Origin of the sequence: Pseudoalteromonas sp. Z1A2 (genome assembly GCF_011378755.1) — a bacterium.
GTDB classification, from domain to species: Bacteria; Pseudomonadota; Gammaproteobacteria; order Enterobacterales; family Alteromonadaceae; genus Pseudoalteromonas; species Pseudoalteromonas distincta.
On record NZ_WTKX01000020.1, the window covers coordinates 1 to 17,228 of the forward strand.

General features: G+C 38.9%; 18 protein-coding genes. 6 read left to right on the forward strand and 12 right to left on the reverse strand.

The window, feature by feature from the left end; all coding sequences use genetic code 11:
• Window positions 1–494: 494 nt before the first annotated feature.
• The 7 genes from GQR47_RS13865 to GQR47_RS13895 all read right to left on the reverse strand — a co-directional run bounded on the left by GQR47_RS13865 (window position 495) and on the right by GQR47_RS13895 (window position 8,035).
• A complete protein-coding gene (locus GQR47_RS13865; protein ID WP_024597013.1) occupies window positions 495–1,328 on the reverse strand; it encodes a sulfurtransferase in 834 nt (277 codons plus the stop codon).
• Window positions 1,328–2,422 (reverse strand): capsular biosynthesis protein, encoded by a 1,095-nt coding sequence (locus GQR47_RS13870; RefSeq protein ID WP_240915897.1) that lies wholly within the window; start codon window positions 2,420–2,422, stop codon window positions 1,328–1,330. Before GQR47_RS13870 ends, GQR47_RS13865 begins: the two co-directional genes overlap by 1 nt.
• A gap of 177 nt (window positions 2,423–2,599) precedes the next feature.
• Entirely contained in the window at window positions 2,600–3,019 is a 420-nt protein-coding gene (locus GQR47_RS13875; RefSeq protein ID WP_024597015.1) for a group 1 truncated hemoglobin, read from the reverse strand.
• Entirely contained in the window at window positions 3,019–3,852 is an 834-nt protein-coding gene (locus tag GQR47_RS13880; RefSeq protein ID WP_024597016.1) for a DUF3034 family protein, read from the reverse strand. Before GQR47_RS13880 ends, GQR47_RS13875 begins: the two co-directional genes overlap by 1 nt.
• A complete protein-coding gene (locus GQR47_RS13885) occupies window positions 3,839–6,154 on the reverse strand; it encodes an EAL domain-containing protein (RefSeq protein ID WP_024597017.1) in 2,316 nt (771 codons plus the stop codon). The genes GQR47_RS13880 and GQR47_RS13885 overlap by 14 nt, the downstream gene beginning before the upstream one ends.
• The gene (locus tag GQR47_RS13890) at window positions 6,147–6,809 is read right to left on the reverse strand and encodes a methylamine utilization protein (RefSeq protein WP_004335512.1); all 663 of its coding nucleotides are present in this window, start codon (window positions 6,807–6,809) and stop codon (window positions 6,147–6,149) included. Before GQR47_RS13890 ends, GQR47_RS13885 begins: the two co-directional genes overlap by 8 nt.
• A gap of 122 nt (window positions 6,810–6,931) precedes the next feature.
• The gene (locus GQR47_RS13895; RefSeq protein ID WP_004335513.1) at window positions 6,932–8,035 is read right to left on the reverse strand and encodes a phosphoribosylaminoimidazolesuccinocarboxamide synthase; all 1,104 of its coding nucleotides are present in this window, start codon (window positions 8,033–8,035) and stop codon (window positions 6,932–6,934) included.
• A gap of 178 nt (window positions 8,036–8,213) precedes the next feature.
• Between GQR47_RS13895 and GQR47_RS13900 the strand changes: the two genes are divergently transcribed.
• The 4 genes from GQR47_RS13900 to GQR47_RS13915 are packed head-to-tail and all read left to right on the forward strand — an operon-like array spanning window position 8,214 to window position 11,797.
• Window positions 8,214–9,284, forward strand: a complete 1,071-nt coding sequence (locus GQR47_RS13900; protein ID WP_206016136.1) for a CDP-glycerol glycerophosphotransferase family protein — start codon at window positions 8,214–8,216, stop codon at window positions 9,282–9,284.
• A gap of 7 nt (window positions 9,285–9,291) precedes the next feature.
• Window positions 9,292–9,990 (forward strand): ABC transporter ATP-binding protein, encoded by a 699-nt coding sequence (locus GQR47_RS13905; protein WP_024597019.1) that lies wholly within the window; start codon window positions 9,292–9,294, stop codon window positions 9,988–9,990.
• Window positions 9,987–11,282, forward strand: a complete 1,296-nt coding sequence (locus GQR47_RS13910) for an ABC transporter permease (RefSeq protein WP_165723907.1) — start codon at window positions 9,987–9,989, stop codon at window positions 11,280–11,282. The genes GQR47_RS13905 and GQR47_RS13910 overlap by 4 nt, the downstream gene beginning before the upstream one ends.
• 14 nt (window positions 11,283–11,296) lie before the next feature.
• Window positions 11,297–11,797, forward strand: a complete 501-nt coding sequence (locus GQR47_RS13915; RefSeq protein ID WP_004335523.1) for a DUF3299 domain-containing protein — start codon at window positions 11,297–11,299, stop codon at window positions 11,795–11,797.
• Between the two features lie 69 nt (window positions 11,798–11,866).
• Here GQR47_RS13915 and mutM read toward each other — a convergent pair whose 3' ends face one another.
• Together mutM and GQR47_RS13925 are read right to left on the reverse strand one after the other, a co-directional pair.
• Entirely contained in the window at window positions 11,867–12,676 is an 810-nt protein-coding gene (gene mutM / locus GQR47_RS13920) for a bifunctional DNA-formamidopyrimidine glycosylase/DNA-(apurinic or apyrimidinic site) lyase (protein WP_004335526.1), read from the reverse strand.
• Entirely contained in the window at window positions 12,676–13,191 is a 516-nt protein-coding gene (locus GQR47_RS13925; RefSeq protein WP_004335529.1) for a hypothetical protein, read from the reverse strand. The genes mutM and GQR47_RS13925 overlap by 1 nt, the downstream gene beginning before the upstream one ends.
• A gap of 118 nt (window positions 13,192–13,309) precedes the next feature.
• On the opposite strand from GQR47_RS13925, the gene GQR47_RS13930 reads away from it, so the two are divergent.
• Window positions 13,310–14,236, forward strand: a complete 927-nt coding sequence (locus tag GQR47_RS13930) for a manganese-dependent inorganic pyrophosphatase (protein WP_004335532.1) — start codon at window positions 13,310–13,312, stop codon at window positions 14,234–14,236.
• A gap of 202 nt (window positions 14,237–14,438) precedes the next feature.
• Here the strand turns inward: GQR47_RS13930 and rpmG are convergent, their stop codons facing one another.
• The 3 genes from rpmG to radC all read right to left on the reverse strand — a co-directional run bounded on the left by rpmG (window position 14,439) and on the right by radC (window position 15,791).
• Entirely contained in the window at window positions 14,439–14,594 is a 156-nt protein-coding gene (rpmG, locus tag GQR47_RS13935; protein ID WP_004335545.1) for a 50S ribosomal protein L33, read from the reverse strand.
• Window positions 14,595–14,605: 11 nt separating this feature from the next.
• On the reverse strand, window positions 14,606–14,842 hold the full coding sequence (rpmB, locus tag GQR47_RS13940; RefSeq protein WP_004335549.1) for a 50S ribosomal protein L28: 237 nt from the start codon (window positions 14,840–14,842) through the stop codon (window positions 14,606–14,608).
• 274 nt (window positions 14,843–15,116) lie between these two features.
• Window positions 15,117–15,791: a DNA repair protein RadC gene (gene radC, locus GQR47_RS13945; protein WP_024590645.1), complete on the reverse strand. Its 675-nt coding sequence runs from the start codon at window positions 15,789–15,791 to the stop codon at window positions 15,117–15,119.
• A 144-nt stretch (window positions 15,792–15,935) separates the two neighbouring features.
• On the opposite strand from radC, the gene coaBC reads away from it, so the two are divergent.
• A complete protein-coding gene (coaBC, locus tag GQR47_RS13950; RefSeq protein WP_154903588.1) occupies window positions 15,936–17,129 on the forward strand; it encodes a bifunctional phosphopantothenoylcysteine decarboxylase/phosphopantothenate--cysteine ligase CoaBC in 1,194 nt (397 codons plus the stop codon).
• Window positions 17,130–17,228 lie beyond the last annotated feature (99 nt).

The window sequence follows — 17,228 nt, forward strand, 5'->3', positions numbered from 1 at the left end:
ATGAAGTAAATTTAAATCCAGAGAAAAAAGAAGCAATGCGGGCGGCATAAAATTTAATTTGATGCGACAACTAACTTGAAAAACTCCGTCATTTTCTTCTCTTTCACTTCTCCTTGTGAGTAATATTTTTAAATACTGTTATTCACAAAGAGGTTTAGAGGCGCTGCGTTTTTAGAGTAAGTGATTGTATAAAAATAGTATTCAAATACGAGTAAGCACTGGTTTTTACCTTCTCATTTTCTTCTCTTTCACTTCTCCTTGTGAATAATATTTTTAAGTACTGTTATTCACAAGAAGGTTTAGAGGCGCTGCGCTTTTAGAGTAAGTGATTGTATAAAAAGAGTATTCAAATACGAGCAAGCACTGGTTTTTACCTTCTCATTTTCTTCTCTTTCACTTCTCCTTGTGAGTAATATTTTTAAATACTGTTATTCACAAAGAGGTTTAGAGGCGCTGCGGCTTTAACGTGAGCAAGCTCTAAACCCACAACACATCTACTTTTCTCCTGTGGCGATGGGTAATGAATCACTTGCACCCCACTCACTCCACGAGCCATCATAAACGCTTAAATTACTGTAACCACATTCGGTAGCAAATAACGCTAAAGCACACGCTGTAATACCTGAGCCACAGCTAAACTGTAACTGCCGCGCATCATCAACCACGTCACTAAATATCGCTTTAATTTCGGCAAGTGGTTTGGCTTCACCTTTATTAAGTAAATCCATAAAAGGCAACGAGCGACTATTTGGGATATGCCCGCTACGCATGCCTTTTCGGGGTTCACTTTCTTCGCCTGTAAAACGCTTATAAGCACGTGCATCTACCAATACAATGCTGGGCTCATCAATTGCGTCAACCACTTGTTGGCTATTGATAAAATACTCAGGATTATAGCTTGCCGTAAAATCACCTTTACCTAACGATTTACTATAACCTTGCTGTGTGGCGTAACCACTCTCTAACCACTTTTTAAGGCCACCACTGAGTACTTTTACGTTGTGATGCCCCATAGCTTTAAACATCCACCACGCCCTTGCTGCGCTAAATAAACCGCCATCTTCGTATACAACTATGAACGAATCGTTATTTACGCCTGCATTTTGCATAACATGAGTAAATTGCTGCTCGCTGCATACCGTACTTGGTAAGGGGTTAGATCTATCGGCCAACTCATTTTTTATGTCAAAACGTTTAGCGTTGGGCAGCATTGCTTGTGGCGAATAAGTACCCAAAACACCTGGGCGCAGCATACCTGCATCAAATATCACTAATGCAGGATTATTAAGTTGATCGTGTAATTGCTGACAGCTAATTAGGTTTTTCACTACGATTCCTTATCACCATGATATTTAGCAAACTCATCATTACCCGTAAAACGCGCTTCAATCGCTTTAATGTGTTTATCTTCAGTGTGTTTCCAAACGCCAGGAATACAATATACATGTTCAATAAAGCTAAAAAACTTATCCTTTAATAATGTATTTGGTTGCCAGCCCTGCATTACTTCGTTCAGATTTGCTGCAAGCTGCTCTGCAGTGCTCGCATGCTTTACCAAACCCTCAATGTTGTAACAGGCTTGTCCAAGAGTTAAAACTCGTTTATTTAGCAGTAATGCTTCTAAGCCGACCGTTGAATTAATCGTTAATACGGCTTCTGCGCACTTAATCAAATCACTCGTTTGATTTCCATTAGCAAAAATTGCAATCGGATCTTTTTCATAAAGATGAGCGTAATGTTTATGCCACGACGGATGCTCTTTAAAAACCACTTTTAAACTTGGATCATTTAAGCTTTTGACGGCTTTAATCACCTCGTCGTAAAACATGTCCATAGAGTTTATCCACGGAGAAAAGCTAGCTAATTGAGTATCGTGAGGTACTTGAAAAGGCGCAAATATATAGCGTTCTGGCACATCGGCGCACTCAAATTCACAGCGCTTTTTATGATCAGCTCTTGGAATTAAATCCGGCGCAGAAAAGTTTAACTTATTTTGTGGGTCAAAATTTAGGTAAAAAGAAGGGTCACGGCTTAACGACGCATTATAGTTAATACCATTAGGGTCTAAACTGCTTGTACCGGGTAGTAAACCATTTTCATAATAAAACTGCTTTACACCTAATGCTTTTGCAGCCATAGCAACGGTTGTATTTGGAAGTTTATTGCCGTTCCAAATGACAATGTATTCAGGATTAGTCTCGGTTAATAAGGCTAAATACTTGGCGTATCGTAATCGTTCAAATAAAACTAAACCAGCACTATAAACCGCAGTAACGATAGAATTATTCCAAGTTGTATTACGTGCTCTTTTACGTTTTAGTTGAGAGTTTACTACACCAGTAAAATTAACTTGGAACGCATCTATTAAATATTTCACAGCAGAAAGCTTAGGCGCTCCCATGATGTGTAATTGGCAATTCATCGACAATCTTTTGATTATTTTTTTATAGTATTTTGCGTGTACATTTTTGCGAGAAATAAATAGATAAGCCATACAAGCTATATTTGCCAATTGTTGTTTTTATGAAATAATTCTATGTGGACAATGCAATCAAAGCAAGGTTCCCTTTACTTAATAATTACTTTGAAAGCTTTATAGTTACATTTTTATAATTTCATCACGAAGTGGCGCCATTCTAGAAAGAATATCGTTTTGTAAGCTATGGCTAACATCTTGCTCATTCATTGCATTTATAAGCAAATCAACAACATGATTAAAATCTTTCTCTGTAATATGCATACCAGTATGAATTGCCACCATAGAGTCACCATCGTATGTACACGGGCCCTCTACTAACATGCACATATGATTAATAAATCCTTGGCGGAAATGCGCTATATTACTGTGTTCAAAGTAATGAATTATCTGCTCGTCATTGCCTATTTGATAGATAAAGCTATCAACAATTCTGCCTATCCCAGCTTTACCATCCAGCTTTTGATAAAGTGAGAGCTTAGTAGAATTTGCACACCCACTAAGCAACCCTAAACAAATCAAAAAAATACCAACGCTTTTCATTACCAATACCCTGTAACCGATAAATACCAACCTGTTTGATCGTCAGCCCCTGCAATGCTTCCTAAATCAAGGTAAGCCGCAGTCACACTCACATGCTTGTTAGGCATCCACGCTACAAATAAGTCTTTCCAATCTTGTTCGCCTAAGTTTAAGTTATTTGATTTTTGACGATACTCAACACCTACGGCTATTTCGCGACTCAAAAATAGTGCTGTGCTGCCTTCAAATAATACTTTTCCGCTAGTATTTTCTCCACCGTAACCAAGTAAACCAAGTTGATTAGCTTCACTGTATCTTGTAGTTACGTTCCAAAACCAGTTATAGCCAGCAATAGCCCCTAAATGTAATTTACTAGCAGCGAGGTAGTAGTCAGTACCGCTAGTCTCTTCTGCGCCTACAAGTGTTGCAATACTGCCATCATCCAGTGATTTATGCTGAATCCCTAAGCTAAGCTGTGGCCAATCACTGTAAACAATATCGCCGTACAAACGTATTTTAGCACCTGTAATTGATTGCTCTATTTCAGCATCAAGTGCTGGTACATCAAAGCGCTGTTGGGCATAACTAAGCTCAACACGATTAAATAAATTAAGTTGTGCACCACATACGTCAAGTGTGTAGTCGGTTACATCTGCGCGACTACAAAAGCCATTTACCGAAAATTCATCATCACTTGCGTACCCAGCAAGTTGTGCCCACGGTACAATCCCCCCGCCGCCACTGCCTTCAATTTGAGAAACTCCCGGCGTAGCTAGCAGTTTTCCATTGCTTGCAATGCTCGGCACACTAACTATTAAAAACAAACTTGCTAATAAGTATTTAATTTTTTGCATAGTATTCCTCCAGCCATTCTTCTAATAGTTCTGCTTTTAAAGGCCTACTTAAGTAATAGCCTTGTGCATGGTCGCACTGCATGCCTCTAAGTAAATTTAATGAGCCAAGCGTTTCAACCCCTTCAGCTACAACCGAGAAACCTAGCTGATGTCCCAACGTAATTGATGATTGCACTATAAATTGATCTTTTTGCGATTCATCAAGTTTTAGGATAAAGCACTTATCTAGCTTAAGCTCATCAATAGGCAGCATTTTTAATCTACCAAGTGATGTTTGCCCTACACCATAATCATCTAATGATATTTTAACGCCAATTGCCTTTAGGTTTTCGAGCGCTTTAATACCTTTTTCTTCGTTTTCGATCATATCGCGCTCAGTAAGCTCAATAGTGATCAGCTTAGAATCTAATTTGTACTTTTTAAGCGTGCGAACTAATGCAGCGTGAAAGCCCGGAAATGCTATATCTTGCGCAGATACATTTATTGCAGCCTGTAAGTTTATATTTTTAGACTGCCAATCAGCTACTTGTGCTATAACCGTATTAACAACCCACCCAGTAAGCTCAACAATAAGCCCCGACTGCTCGGCTAAGTCAATAAACAGTTCAGGATTAACCCAGCTACCATCTTTTCGCTGCCAGCGAATAAGCGACTCAACTTTATCTATTTTTTGCGATTTCAAATGTAATTTTGGCTGATAAGTCATAAACAATTGACCATCGTCATCACTAATAGCCTGCTTTAGTTCATCAAGCATTATTAAGCGCTCTAAGTGCGCTTCGTCTTCGCCATTTTGATAGTAATGTATGCTCTCTTGTGTGTTTGCAGCACTTTCAACTGCAATTAGCACACGGCGCATTAAGTCATCACTTGCAATACCTTGTGTAGGATACTGCACAATGCCTGCACTAAAGCGTAAGTTAATTTTTAGTTTTTGAATGGTGTAGCACGCTTGTAATTGTGCCATTAAGCCAACAATACCGCTTTTGTGTTCACGCGCTGCCGCAGTCGGAAACACAGTTAAAAACTCATCGCCGCCAATACGGGCATGAAAGCCCCCTAACTCATCCGAAAACTCACTTATTCTGCAAGCAACGGCCTTTAGGCAGTCATCACCAATGCGCGGACCGAGCTTATCGTTTATATGGCGAAGACCTTTTATGTCTATTGCAACGAGCGTGTACTCGGCTGATGAATCTAACTCATCATCAAGCACCTCAAGCATTGCTGAGCGGTTATAAAAGCCTGTTAGGGAGTCGTGACGGGCTTGAAAGCTAATTTGTTGCTCGCGCTGATTAATATCATTACCCATGCTATCAAACGCTGCGACTAGCGTGTCTATTTCGGTACTTTGCCTTTGGCCTTTAAATTCAAAAGCATAATTCCCTTGTGCAAATTGCCTTGCTATTACAGCTAGTTGAGTAAGTGGCGTAGTTAAATTATTTGCAAATATGCTGCTTGTAATAACACCTACAAACATAGTTAAAATAGCTAAAATAATAAGTGTAAAAAGCAGTTTTTCGAAATCACTATAACTTTGTGTTAAATCGGCACTCAGCAAAATAATTATGGGATGGGTCAACAACGATGGTAAATCTATTTCTCGGTTACGAAACACTAAATACTCACCAAAAAACCGCGATGTGGTTACGGTACTAAAATAGCTAACAGGTTCAAATTGCTCAGGACGATTAGCTAATGAGCTAATAACAATATCGTCAGCACTGCCTATAAAACTTACATCCATGCCTGTTAAGCTTTTTAGTTCATGGGCTACATTGTCGTCAATTTTAAAGCCCACCAAACTATAGGCTACTGTACGTGGCGCTTTTACAGGTAATAAAATAATTTGATACAGCTCGTTATTAAGCACCACAAAACTAGACTCTTCTGGCGCACTTAAAAGCTCTTCCATCAAGGGCTTTAAGTTGTGTGCAAAAACGTCTTCGTCAGTATTGGCGGAAATTAGCTTACCCGATAAATCAAGTAACAACATTAATTCGGCATCAATACGCTGACTGTGATTAAACAACACGCTGCTGATTGTACCTGCATCTCGCGTTGCTACAGCTTGCTTAAAACCAAAATCGGAGGTGAGTACTTTTGCAGCGGTTAACAGTAGGCTTTCTTTTGACTTTAAATATTGCTTATAAACATTTTGCGCTACGGTAATATCTTGATTTACTTTTTCTTCTTGAAATTTACTCGTAGACCACCAAAAACTAAACAAGCTGACCATAGTGGTTAATAACACTAAGCCAACACATAAAATGGTTATGCGATTTCGTAAACTATTAGTCATTACCAGCCTTAAACTTACTACCAAAGGTATTTCTGGGTGCTGGAGTTGATGTGTTTACTGTTATCTGTAACTGTTTTTGAGAATTAATTGTTATCATTTTTTTATTCTCCAATGGTGCTGTTTGTAATGGATGCCACACACTCACTTGTGCAGGCAGTGTATTAATAGGCAAATTTACATAGCCTTTTTTATCTGTTTTATATACGAATTCGCTGTTAGCTACATAAATATAGCCAACCATAGAGTCATGTATATTACACCCCAAAACAACAACCCCTTGTTGCTCAAACGTAATGGGCTCTTTTGGTTGGCCTGAATATAATCTTAGTTGAAAAGGCTTAGCTTGTGAAAAAGAATAAACATGATGGCGAATATTATCGCTGTTAGGAAAGTTAACTTTTTGACCCTGTTGTACAACTAATAATTCGGGTAAAAACTGCTTATGGACTTGATCCATTATAGCAATGGGCAAATTTGATGGTGTGGCTTGTTTACCAGCAATATTAAGCTCAACCACAGCACCTGATAACTTTTGGCCGTGTTGATCTTCTATTACTAATTCAATATTCGCACTTAAAGCAAACTGACTAAAAAACAAACCTATAGCTAAAAAGTAATGACTTTTAGCAAACTTTTGCAATGCCCGTTCAAACATAACAATACCTAAACATTAATGTTAGGTTAAGTTAATTAGAGACGAGCACTAATTGCAAGAATTATAGCCCAGTAACTAAAAATAAAGATTTATTTACCGGCTTTATTAGCACTTAAGTGCTGTTATTTAACAATTAATCCGTAATCGTTATCTAAAATAGTAATAACTTCTTGGCGAGGATCTTCAGGGATCACGATATCTCTGCCAACAATTTTACTCGCTATGCCAACATAGGTATTTGACACTTCAAGCATTACTGATTCTGGTAAAATATAATCTTTAGCTAACTGCTCACGCTCACTCATGCGATCTTTATTTAATAATACGTCGCTCTCTGGCACGTTATTAATCAGTAATTGACGAAAGCCTTCTTTAGAATTTTCAACAATTTTACCGTCTTTGTAAGCGGCTTCATCCCAAATACGTGACGAATCAGGCGTGCCTACTTCATCAATATATATAAGCTGTTGCGCGCCATTTAAATCCTCTACATAACCAAACTCAAATTTAGTATCTACAAAAATTTGGTCAAGCTTCGCTAGTTCATCACTAATTAATTTAAAACCTTCAACTAACAGTTTTTCGTATTTGGTTACATCATCTGCCGATTTAAAGTTAAATACATCTAAGTTATTAGTAATATTAGCGCGAGTAATATTTACATCATCAACAGGCGGAATATCAGCAACGCCTTCAATAATACCTTTTGTTGACGGCGTAATTAAAACGTTATCAAGCTTTTGGTTCGCTTTTAAACCCTCTGGTAATTCAATACCACAAAAGTTACGTATGCCTTTAGCGTAATCGCGCCACATGCTACCCGTAATATATTGGCGAGCAATTGCCTCTACCTTCACTGTACTGGCTTTACGTACAATCCACACATACGGATGCGGAATATCTACAATATGATTGCCCGCAAGACCCGCTTTATCAAATAACTTAAACCAATGGGCTGCCACTGAGTTTAGCGCTATACCTTTACCTGGTACGCCATTTAAACCGTTTTCGCCCTGCCAAATGCAATCAAATGCAGAAATTCGGTCTGAAATAACCATAATAGCAAGCTCAGTACCTGTCGGTACTTGGTAGCCTTTATCTTTAATTAATCGTGCGCTGTCTTCATCAGTTAACCAATAAACTGAACGAACTTTACCGCTGTGTACTTCACCTTTGGTACGAATGGGTAAATCATCGTTTACGTCTAAAACTTTATAGCTAGTCATGCTATCTCCGGGGTTAGGGATGCTCTTTGAGCAAAGTATGGTATGGGGTTATATGGGCTGTATAATAATCTAGCCAACCTCAAAGCTCAATCGGATGCTTAAAACAAATAAAGGCATATATTTATAAGCGAGTCGCAATGGGGTAAACTTAATGTGCTAACCAGCCTGAGGAGATAGCTTGAACTACTTAACTGCCACTAAAAATAAAAAATACTTAATGTATATTTCTCAGAATTATTCATACGCTATCTTGAGACCTTTGCAGGCGCAAATATTGACACATGGTGGTGAAGTACGCTGGTTTTTAGCGGGTAGCGAAGTAAACCCCGATTTTTTATCCACAGACGAGCCACGTTTACATACCATAAAAGATGTAAAAAGCTGGGCTCCAAACATTACGTTTATACCGGGTAATATAGTACCTAGCTTTATTCCAGGTAAAAAAGTAGCTGTATTTCATGGTTTTAATTCTGAAAAGCGCAGCTCTGAAGGTAATCGTGGTCATTTTACTATTCGTGGTTGTTACGATTTATATTGTACGCAAGGCCCAAATACAACAACCCGATTTAAAGAGCTAGCTAAGCAGCATGGTTTCTTTAAAGTAACTGAAACTGGCTGGCCAACACTCGATCCACTTTTTAGTAACACTTCAAATAATCCTTATGTAAGCGACGACCCTCGCCCTACTTTACTTATATGCTCTACTTTCTCACGAAAGCTATCACTTGCTCCTAAATTATATGAGCAAATAAAACATTTTAGTGAGCAAGGTAAGTGGCGTATTTTGATGCAGTTTCATCCTAAAATGCCTGCCGAATGGGTTAATAAATATAAAGCGCTGAGTAACGAAAATCTAACATTTATTGAAACCGATAACGTTTTGCCGTTACTGCAAGCTGCTGATGTTATGCTGTGCGATACATCGTCAGTTCTTTTAATGTTTTTACTACTACGTAAACCGGTAGTCACGTTTTGTAATCAAAAACCACTTCCTCATTTACTTGATATTACCGACGCAGATGAAGTAGAAGCAGCTATTGAACACGTGCTTACTAAACCTAGTGATTTAATGCAAAATATTGAAAGCTATTGCCAGGAACTTCATCCGTATACCGATGGCCAATCTAGCCAACGCGTATTAAATGCAGCTAATGAATTTTTACAAAGTAACGAAAAACTAAAACCCAAGCCATTAAATATAATAAGACAGCTAAAAATGCGTAAAGATCTAAACTACTGGGGTTGGTAATCGGATAATGATAAACCTGAAAAACGTAACTTTTAAGTGGCATAAAAGCGATAGCTCACCCACGCTCAACATAAAAGAGTTAGTTATAGAAAAAGGTGAGCATATTTTTTTACACGGTCCTAGTGGCTCAGGTAAATCGACCTTATTAGCGATTCTTGCTGGCATTAATACAGCCACCAGCGGTGAGGTATCAATTTTAGACCAAAACCTAACTACATTAAGCAATACCACCCGTGATGTTTTTAGAGCGGATCACATTGGCTACATTTTTCAAAACTTTAACCTGCTTCCTTATTTAACTCCTATTGAAAATATAACGCTTGGGTGTGAGTTTTCAAAAAGCCGAAAACAAAAAATATTAAAGAAATCATCAAATAAAAACTCTGCCTTACAAAAAGAAGCGATACGGTTATTAAATGCTTTAGGCCTTACTGCCCAGTATCACCATAAAGATGTAGCGACACTGAGTATTGGACAGCAACAGCGCGTTGCTGCCGCTCGCGCATTTATAGGCAGCCCTGAACTAATAATTGCTGATGAGCCCACATCTGCACTCGATACAAATAACCGTGAGAGCTTTATAAAGCTACTGTTTGAACAAGCAAAGTTATCTAATAGTACGCTGGTATTTGTGAGCCACGATGAAACACTAAAGCCTTTATTTAACCGCTCCATTGATCTTATAAATTTGCAGGAGCAGGTATGATTCTCGCTAAACTTGCTTACAAAAGCTTATTAAATCGCCGCGCAAGTGTACTGCTTACATTATTTACTATCGCAATTAGTGTAATGCTACTTTTGAGTATTGAACGTGTACGAATTGATGCTAAAAGTAGTTTTAGTAATACTATTTCGGGCACTGATTTAATTGTTGGTGCGCGTACCGGCGATATACAGTTGCTGCTTTCGTCAGTATTTAGAATTGGCCATACTAATAACGGCGTAAGTTGGAAAAGTTATCAATACATAACAAGTCAGCGAGGCGTAAAATGGAGCATACCTATAAGCCTAGGCGACAGCCATAAAGGCCAAGCGGTACTAGGCACAACACTTGATTACTTTAGCCATTATCGCTTTGCAAAAAAACAAAATTTAACCTTTAACAAAGGCCACCCTTTTGCCGCAATTAACGAAGTGGTGCTAGGTAGCGAAGTTGCAAATAAACTAGGCTACAAACTTAACGACTCTATTGTTATATCGCACGGCATGGGGAACACCAGTTTTCATCATCATGACGATAACCCATTTAAAGTCGTCGGCATTTTAAACCCAACAGGCACGCCAGTTGATAAAACGCTGCACATTCCTTTGGCTGCAATCGATTTAATTCACGGCGGTAAAGCGAGCCTTGAGCATGAGCATGAGCATGAGCATGAGCATGAGCATGAGCATGAGCATGAGCATGAGCATGAGCATGACGAACATAACAACCTAGTCGGTCACCCAAAGCAAATTACAGCATTTTTAATGGGATTTAACTCGCCTTTGTATACATTACAAATTAGGCGCAATATAAATCAATATAAGCCAGAAGCCCTGCTTGGCATTATGCCAACCGTAACACTTAAAGAGTTATGGGAAATGCTCGCCATAGTAGAAAAAATACTATTACTATTCTCAGCTGTTGTCGTGTTAGTTAGCTTACTTGGTATGTTAACGACATTGCTTGCAAACCTGAGCCAGCGACGTCGCGAACTTGCTATATTGCGCTCAGTAGGCGCTCGCCCTTGGCATTTATTTACACTTATTAGTATTGAGTCATTACTGACCACTTTACTTGGTTGCCTAGTAGGTAGTGCGCTTTATTACTTAGTTATTTTTTCAGCCAGCGGTTACTTACAAAGCCATGCCGGTATAAGCGTAAATATCACAATGCTCTCTTACTATGAACTGGGCTTAATCGGGGTTATTATGGCCGCAGGTTTTGTTATTGGCTTAATACCCGCTACTCGCGCTTATTTTTATTCACTCAGCGATGGCATGAGTATAAAAGCATAATTTTTAGGTATTTTATGACATTTTTTAAAACAGCTTTTCAATACATTGCTGCTATTAGCTTATTATTTATAAGCGTAGCGAGCTATGCCAATCCACCAAAAGAAATTTTTTGGGAAGACTTAATTCCCAAAGGTCATATGCAAATAGACACTCAAGCACAAGCTAATCACGAAGGCAGCGATCAAAACTGGGTGCAACCCGATTTAGATGCTCCAGTGGTAAAAGCGCTTGATGGTCAATCGGTAAGTTTGCCAGGTTTTGTTGTGCCACTTGAGGGCGATAGCGAAGTCATTACTGAGTTTTTACTCGTGCCTTATTTTGGCGCCTGTATACACGTACCACCACCACCGCCAAATCAAATAGTCCATGTAACGATTAAAGGTGGTGTGCCTATAGATAGTCTTTACGACGCAATCGTTGTAACCGGAATAATAAGCACAGAAACATGGTCGGGCGAAATCGCGCAGGTAGGATATAAAATGAAGGCAGTCGGTGTAGCACCGTTCGAGCTTTAAAATAAAGGGCCCGCTTTTAGAGCTGGCCCTTAAATCTCATTAAATTTAGAGTCAGTAAAATTCAAATAACTACTTTTGGCAATTTGAGCAAAAAATAGTACTGCGTTGCCCTAATCTAATTTCTTCTAATTCGTTTTCGCACGTCATACATGGCTTACCTTTGCGCCCATATACTAATAACTCTTGGGCAAAATACCCAGGCTTACCATCACTTTGTGCAAAGTCTTTAAGCGTTGTACCACCTTGTGTAATAGCCGCCGCAAGCGTGTCTTTTATAATAGGGATAAGTGCTTGATAACGTTTGAGCGATACTTTTCCCGCTTCTCGCTTTGGATGTATACCCGCTTTGAATAACGATTCATTCGCGTAAATATTACCAACACCAACCACCACTGCGTTATCCATAATAAATTGCTTTACGGGTACTTTTTTATTGCGCGATTGTTCGTACACGCGTTTAGCAAAAAAATCATCGGTAAGCGGCTCAGGACCAAGCTTAGAGAGTAGCTTATGCACTTCACCGGGCTCTTGCCATAAGCAACAACCAAAACGACGAGGATCGTTTAAGCGCAGCGCTTTACCGTTGCCAAAAATAAACTCTACATGGTCATGCTTTTTAAGCGGCTCACTTTTATCTACTACACGCAAATTACCTGACATACCCAAATGTAAAATAGTGCTCCCAAGCTCACAATGTAAAAGTAAATATTTAGCTCGTCGCTCAATACTTGTAACAATTAGCCCTTCAAGTTGATACACATCATCGGGCACTGGCCAGCGCATACTGGCATTGTAAATATTTACCTTTGTAACAACTTGGTTTTGTACGTGGGGAGTGATACCCATTCGGCTCACTTCTACCTCTGGTAATTCAGGCATTAATTAGACTCACTTTGTGAAAAATCAAAACTAGGGAATAACTGCTGAGCAGTTTTTAAATCGAGTGCGAGTATTCGCTGGCTTCTCTTTTCGAGTAAATAATATTGTCCATCGCCTTTGTAGAGCAAATAAACCCACGGCATACTTTCGCCAGCCAACTCAAATGTAGCAACGTATAAAGGTGCATTAGGATTAAAAACAACAGACTCATTAACCCCCATTAGCGCCGCACTTTGCCATTGGTTAACTAAATCACTAAGCTGCTGCTCAGAAGCTTTCCACACGAGCGGTATATCTTTTTGTAGTGGTGTTGTACGCCAACTTGTTCCTATTCGCTCAATTTTTTGATCAACAAATTGCAGTGTAAGTACAAAACTTTGCTGGGGGAGTACAGCTTGTAACGCTGGTTTATCCTCCCCTCCTAAAAATTGCTTATGCCAGCCATTTAAAAAGAAGATCATAATCAACATCGAAAATATTATAACGTTGTTCCAACCTTTACGGCCCAGTCGCATATAAATACACCTAATAAATTCAAGATTTTAAAGTGTAACTAAAACTTAATTGCGCTGTCTATATGTTAAAGGCCGCAGACTTTGTTAGAATATCGGCAAATTTAAAGGAGTTCCGTCAATGTCTATGTATGTAGTGGGCCATAAAATCCCAGATTCAGATTCTATTTGTGGTGCAATTGCACTGGCTTATTTAAAAAACCAAATTGATGAGCCAGCAATTCCAACTCGTCTTGGTGAAGTTTCACCTGAAACTCAATTTATCCTTGATAGATTTGGTTTTGAAGCACCAGAGCTTAAGTTAAGCTACGCTGGTGAAGATGTGTATATTGTAGATCACACAGAAAAAACACAAGCACCTGATGATATCGACCAAGCTCGCGTTGTTGGTGTGGTAGATCACCATAAATTAGGTGACTTAACATCATCGACTCCGCTTGAATGTTGGATTCGTCCTGTTGGTTGTTCAAACACCATTATTAAAATGATGTATGACTTCTACAACGTAGAAATCCCTAAAGACATCGCTGGTATCATGATGTGTGCAATTTTAAGCGACACAGTTATATTTAAATCGCCAACATGTACCACAGCCGATATTAAATGTGTTGAAGCGCTAGCTGAAATTGCAGGCATCGAAGACTTTAAAGAACTTGGTATGGATATGTTCCGCGTTAAATCTGCGGTAGAAGACACACCAGCACGTGATTTAGTAATGCGTGACTTTAAAGATTTCAACATGAACGGTAACCTAGTAGGCATTGGCCAGCTAGAAGTAATCGACCTTGCTGTTTTTGACGATATTAAAGCAGACCTTGCAGCCGATATTGCTAAGCTAAAAGTTGAGGGCAACCGCCACTCTGTATTTTTACTGCTTACCGATATAATGAAAGAAGGCTCAGAAATGCTAATTGTATCTGACGATGCAAACTTAGTTGAGCAGGCTTACGGTGTAAAACCAGAGAATGATAAAGTATGGTTAGATGGTGTACTGAGCCGTAAAAAGCAAGTAGTACCACCACTACAAGATGCATTCACAAAAATCTAATGATACCAATTTTATTAAAAACATGATTATTTTATCGCATTAAATAAATCACTAATTTAATGCTATTGGTATAACGTTTTTTGATTTAAAAGCCTTGTTGGTTATGCCAACGAGGTTTTTTTATGTCAATTCGCTAATCATAGTTTAAAAACAAAAAACCCAGCCTAAGCTGGGTTTTTAAATTCTAAAAGAAGAACTAAAATTACTTAATTTTAGCTTCTTTAAAAAGAACATGTTTACGAATCTTTGGATCAAACTTTTTGATTTCCATCTTCTCAGGCATGTTACGTTTGTTTTTGTCAGTAGTGTAGAAAAAACCAGTACCGGCAGTTGAAACTAAACGGATTTTATCGCGCATGATTCAGATCCTTAAACTTTAACGCCGCGAGCACGGATTTCTGTAAGAACCGTGTCGATGCCTTTTTTATCGATAATACGCATACCTTTAGTAGTAGTGCGTAATGTTACAAAACGTTTTTCACTTTCAACCCAAAAACGGTGTGTTTGTAGGTTAGGTAGGAAACGACGTCTAGTCGCGTTTCTCGCGTGTGAACGGTGATTACCAACCGCTGGACGCTTACCTGTAACTTGACATACTTTAGACATGTCTATATATCTCCAATAACTTCGCTCGAGCTTAATTTAATCTAAGGCCGTGTATTTCCGCCCTAGAGATAAATCGAAGGGCGCTCTTTATACAGCTTTTACAGGCAAAGATCAAACACTGATCTATCCAATCAGCTCATATATGTAAATTTGATAGCGGCTAATTATAAAGATCGAATGCCCTTAGGGAAAGTAAAAACTGCATTTAAATTAAACTAATTTGCCAAAACACGTTAAACAGCTCATTTTTAACACACTTATGTGTCTAACAAAGCTAAATCAGGCCTCGCTCGGCAAACGAAACACAGGTTTCTCCACCAACAATGATGTGATCGAGCACACTTATGTCGACCAATTGCAGTGCTTGCTGCAATTTATTCGTAATAAGTTTGTCTGCTTGGCTCGGTTCTGCAATACCACTTGGGTGATTATGCGCAAAAATAACAGCGGCTGCATTATTTTTAAGGGCAGCCTTTACCACTTCACGCGGATAAACACTGGCAGAATTAATTGTGCCATAAAAAAGTATTTCGTCTTTTACTAATCTATTTTGGCTATCTAGGTATAACACCATAAATACTTCTTGTTGCAAGCCTCGCATTTGAATTGTTAGATAGTCATAAACTGAGTTAGGCGAATTAAACACTGCATCTCGTTGGCAACGCTCCTGCATATAACGTTGGCTTAGCTCTAATACAGCTTGTAGCTGCACATACTTAGCGGTCCCTAACCCCTTTTGAGAGCAAAACTCCTCAATACTGGCATTAAACAAATTATGTAGGGTTTTATTTTCATTTAATAGATGCTGAGCCAACTCAATTACATTCATTCCTGGTAACCCTGTTCGTAAAAATATGGCAAGGAGCTCAGCATCAGTAAGCGCTTTAGCTCCTTTGGAGATGAGTTTTTCACGAGGTCGAAGTGAGTTTGGAAGTGAAGTAAGTTGCATTGTTCATCCTTGAGAGGCGAAAGTGTCTTATAAATGTAATGCAAATTTAAAATTTAGCCTGTTATTTCGAATTAAAAAACTTCGCTGTACGGGTAAAGATTTGTTATTTTAAGCCCAATATTTAATAAAAACTGATGAACATTCATGACTAACTTAACAAACAAAAAAATTGTACTAGGTATTACCGGCGGTATTGCAGCTTATAAATGCGCAGAACTCGTTAGGCGATTAAAAGACGCTGGTTGTGAAGTAAAAGTAGTTATGACTGAATCAGCTAAACACTTTATTACACCACTGACCATGCAAGCCGTTAGTGGAGAAACAGTCTCTGACTCATTACTAGACCCTTCTGCCGAAGCTTCAATGGGGCATATTGAATTTGCAAAATGGGCTGACTTAATTTTAGTTGCCCCAGCTACCTGCAATATTATTGCAAAAATGGCAGCGGGCATTGCTGACGACCTACTAACGACGTTACTGCTAGCAACGCCTGCAAAAGTAGCTGTAGCACCTGCCATGAACCAGCAAATGTATGCACACGCAGCTACACAAGCAAATTTAGCCACATTAAAAGCACGTAACGTACTTATTTGGGGCCCAGGTAAAGGTGAGCAAGCGTGTGGTGATATAGGCGCTGGACGCATGTTAGAGCCACATGAGCTAGTTGCGCTATGTATAGCAAAAGAGCAACCGCAACTACTTGCAGGAAAAACAATTACAATAACGGCAGGCCCAACGCGTGAGCCTCTCGATCCGGTACGTTTTATATCAAATCACAGTTCTGGAAAAATGGGTTATGCACTAGCAGAAGCAGCTTTGCAATTCGGTGCTAAGGTTAATTTAATTTCGGGCCCTGTCACTATAAAAGCCCCAACTGGCGTAAACCTTATTAATATAGAAAGCGCTGAGGAGCTATTAACTGAGTCACTTACCTATGCATCACAATCTGATGCTTTTATAGGTTGCGCTGCTGTTGCGGATTATCGAGCTGCAAACATTGCGACTCAAAAAATGAAAAAGCAAGGCGACGAACTCACCCTTACTTTAACTAAAAACCCTGACGTAATTGCAGCTATTGCAAACCTTACACAAAACCGCCCCTATACGGTTGGATTTGCCGCCGAAACTCAAAATGTAGAAAGCTATGCTAAAGGTAAACTACAAAATAAAAATCTAGATATGATTTGCGCTAATGACGTATCAAAAAGTGGCTTAGGGTTTAATTCCGATCATAATGCTTTAACACTGTACTGGCACAATGAACAACTAGAATTACCAACAACAAGTAAAGTAGAAATAGCTCGCAAGGTGATCGAACAGCTGGCTAAACATCTATAAAAAGGCTGGAAACAAACTGAATAAAACATTAACATACGCCAATCATTTGAACAAAAAATGACTAGGGTTCTTAACTGCGCCACTAAGAATAACTAATAA

Bases quoted from the DNA above. Each gene is read 5' to 3' on its own strand.
- GQR47_RS13870 (WP_240915897.1), bottom strand. From the start codon at position 2,422: ATGAATTGCCAATTACACATCATGGGAGCGCCTAAGCTTTCTGCTGTG.
- GQR47_RS13875 (WP_024597015.1), bottom strand. From the start codon at position 3,019: ATGAAAAGCGTTGGTATTTTTTTGATTTGTTTAGGGTTGCTTAGTGGG.
- GQR47_RS13880 (WP_024597016.1), bottom strand. From the start codon at position 3,852: ATGCAAAAAATTAAATACTTATTAGCAAGTTTGTTTTTAATAGTTAGT.
- GQR47_RS13885 (WP_024597017.1), bottom strand. From the start codon at position 6,154: ATGACTAATAGTTTACGAAATCGCATAACCATTTTATGTGTTGGCTTA.
- GQR47_RS13890 (WP_004335512.1), bottom strand. From the start codon at position 6,809: ATGTTTGAACGGGCATTGCAAAAGTTTGCTAAAAGTCATTACTTTTTA.
- GQR47_RS13895 (WP_004335513.1), bottom strand. From the start codon at position 8,035: ATGACTAGCTATAAAGTTTTAGACGTAAACGATGATTTACCCATTCGT.
- GQR47_RS13905 (WP_024597019.1), top strand. From the start codon at position 9,292: ATGATAAACCTGAAAAACGTAACTTTTAAGTGGCATAAAAGCGATAGC.
- GQR47_RS13910 (WP_165723907.1), top strand. From the start codon at position 9,987: ATGATTCTCGCTAAACTTGCTTACAAAAGCTTATTAAATCGCCGCGCA.
- GQR47_RS13915 (WP_004335523.1), top strand. From the start codon at position 11,297: ATGACATTTTTTAAAACAGCTTTTCAATACATTGCTGCTATTAGCTTA.
- mutM (WP_004335526.1), bottom strand. From the start codon at position 12,676: ATGCCTGAATTACCAGAGGTAGAAGTGAGCCGAATGGGTATCACTCCC.
- GQR47_RS13925 (WP_004335529.1), bottom strand. From the start codon at position 13,191: ATGCGACTGGGCCGTAAAGGTTGGAACAACGTTATAATATTTTCGATG.
- GQR47_RS13930 (WP_004335532.1), top strand. From the start codon at position 13,310: ATGTCTATGTATGTAGTGGGCCATAAAATCCCAGATTCAGATTCTATT.
- rpmG (WP_004335545.1), bottom strand. From the start codon at position 14,594: ATGCGCGATAAAATCCGTTTAGTTTCAACTGCCGGTACTGGTTTTTTC.
- rpmB (WP_004335549.1), bottom strand. From the start codon at position 14,842: ATGTCTAAAGTATGTCAAGTTACAGGTAAGCGTCCAGCGGTTGGTAAT.
- radC (WP_024590645.1), bottom strand. From the start codon at position 15,791: ATGCAACTTACTTCACTTCCAAACTCACTTCGACCTCGTGAAAAACTC.
- coaBC (WP_154903588.1), top strand. From the start codon at position 15,936: ATGACTAACTTAACAAACAAAAAAATTGTACTAGGTATTACCGGCGGT.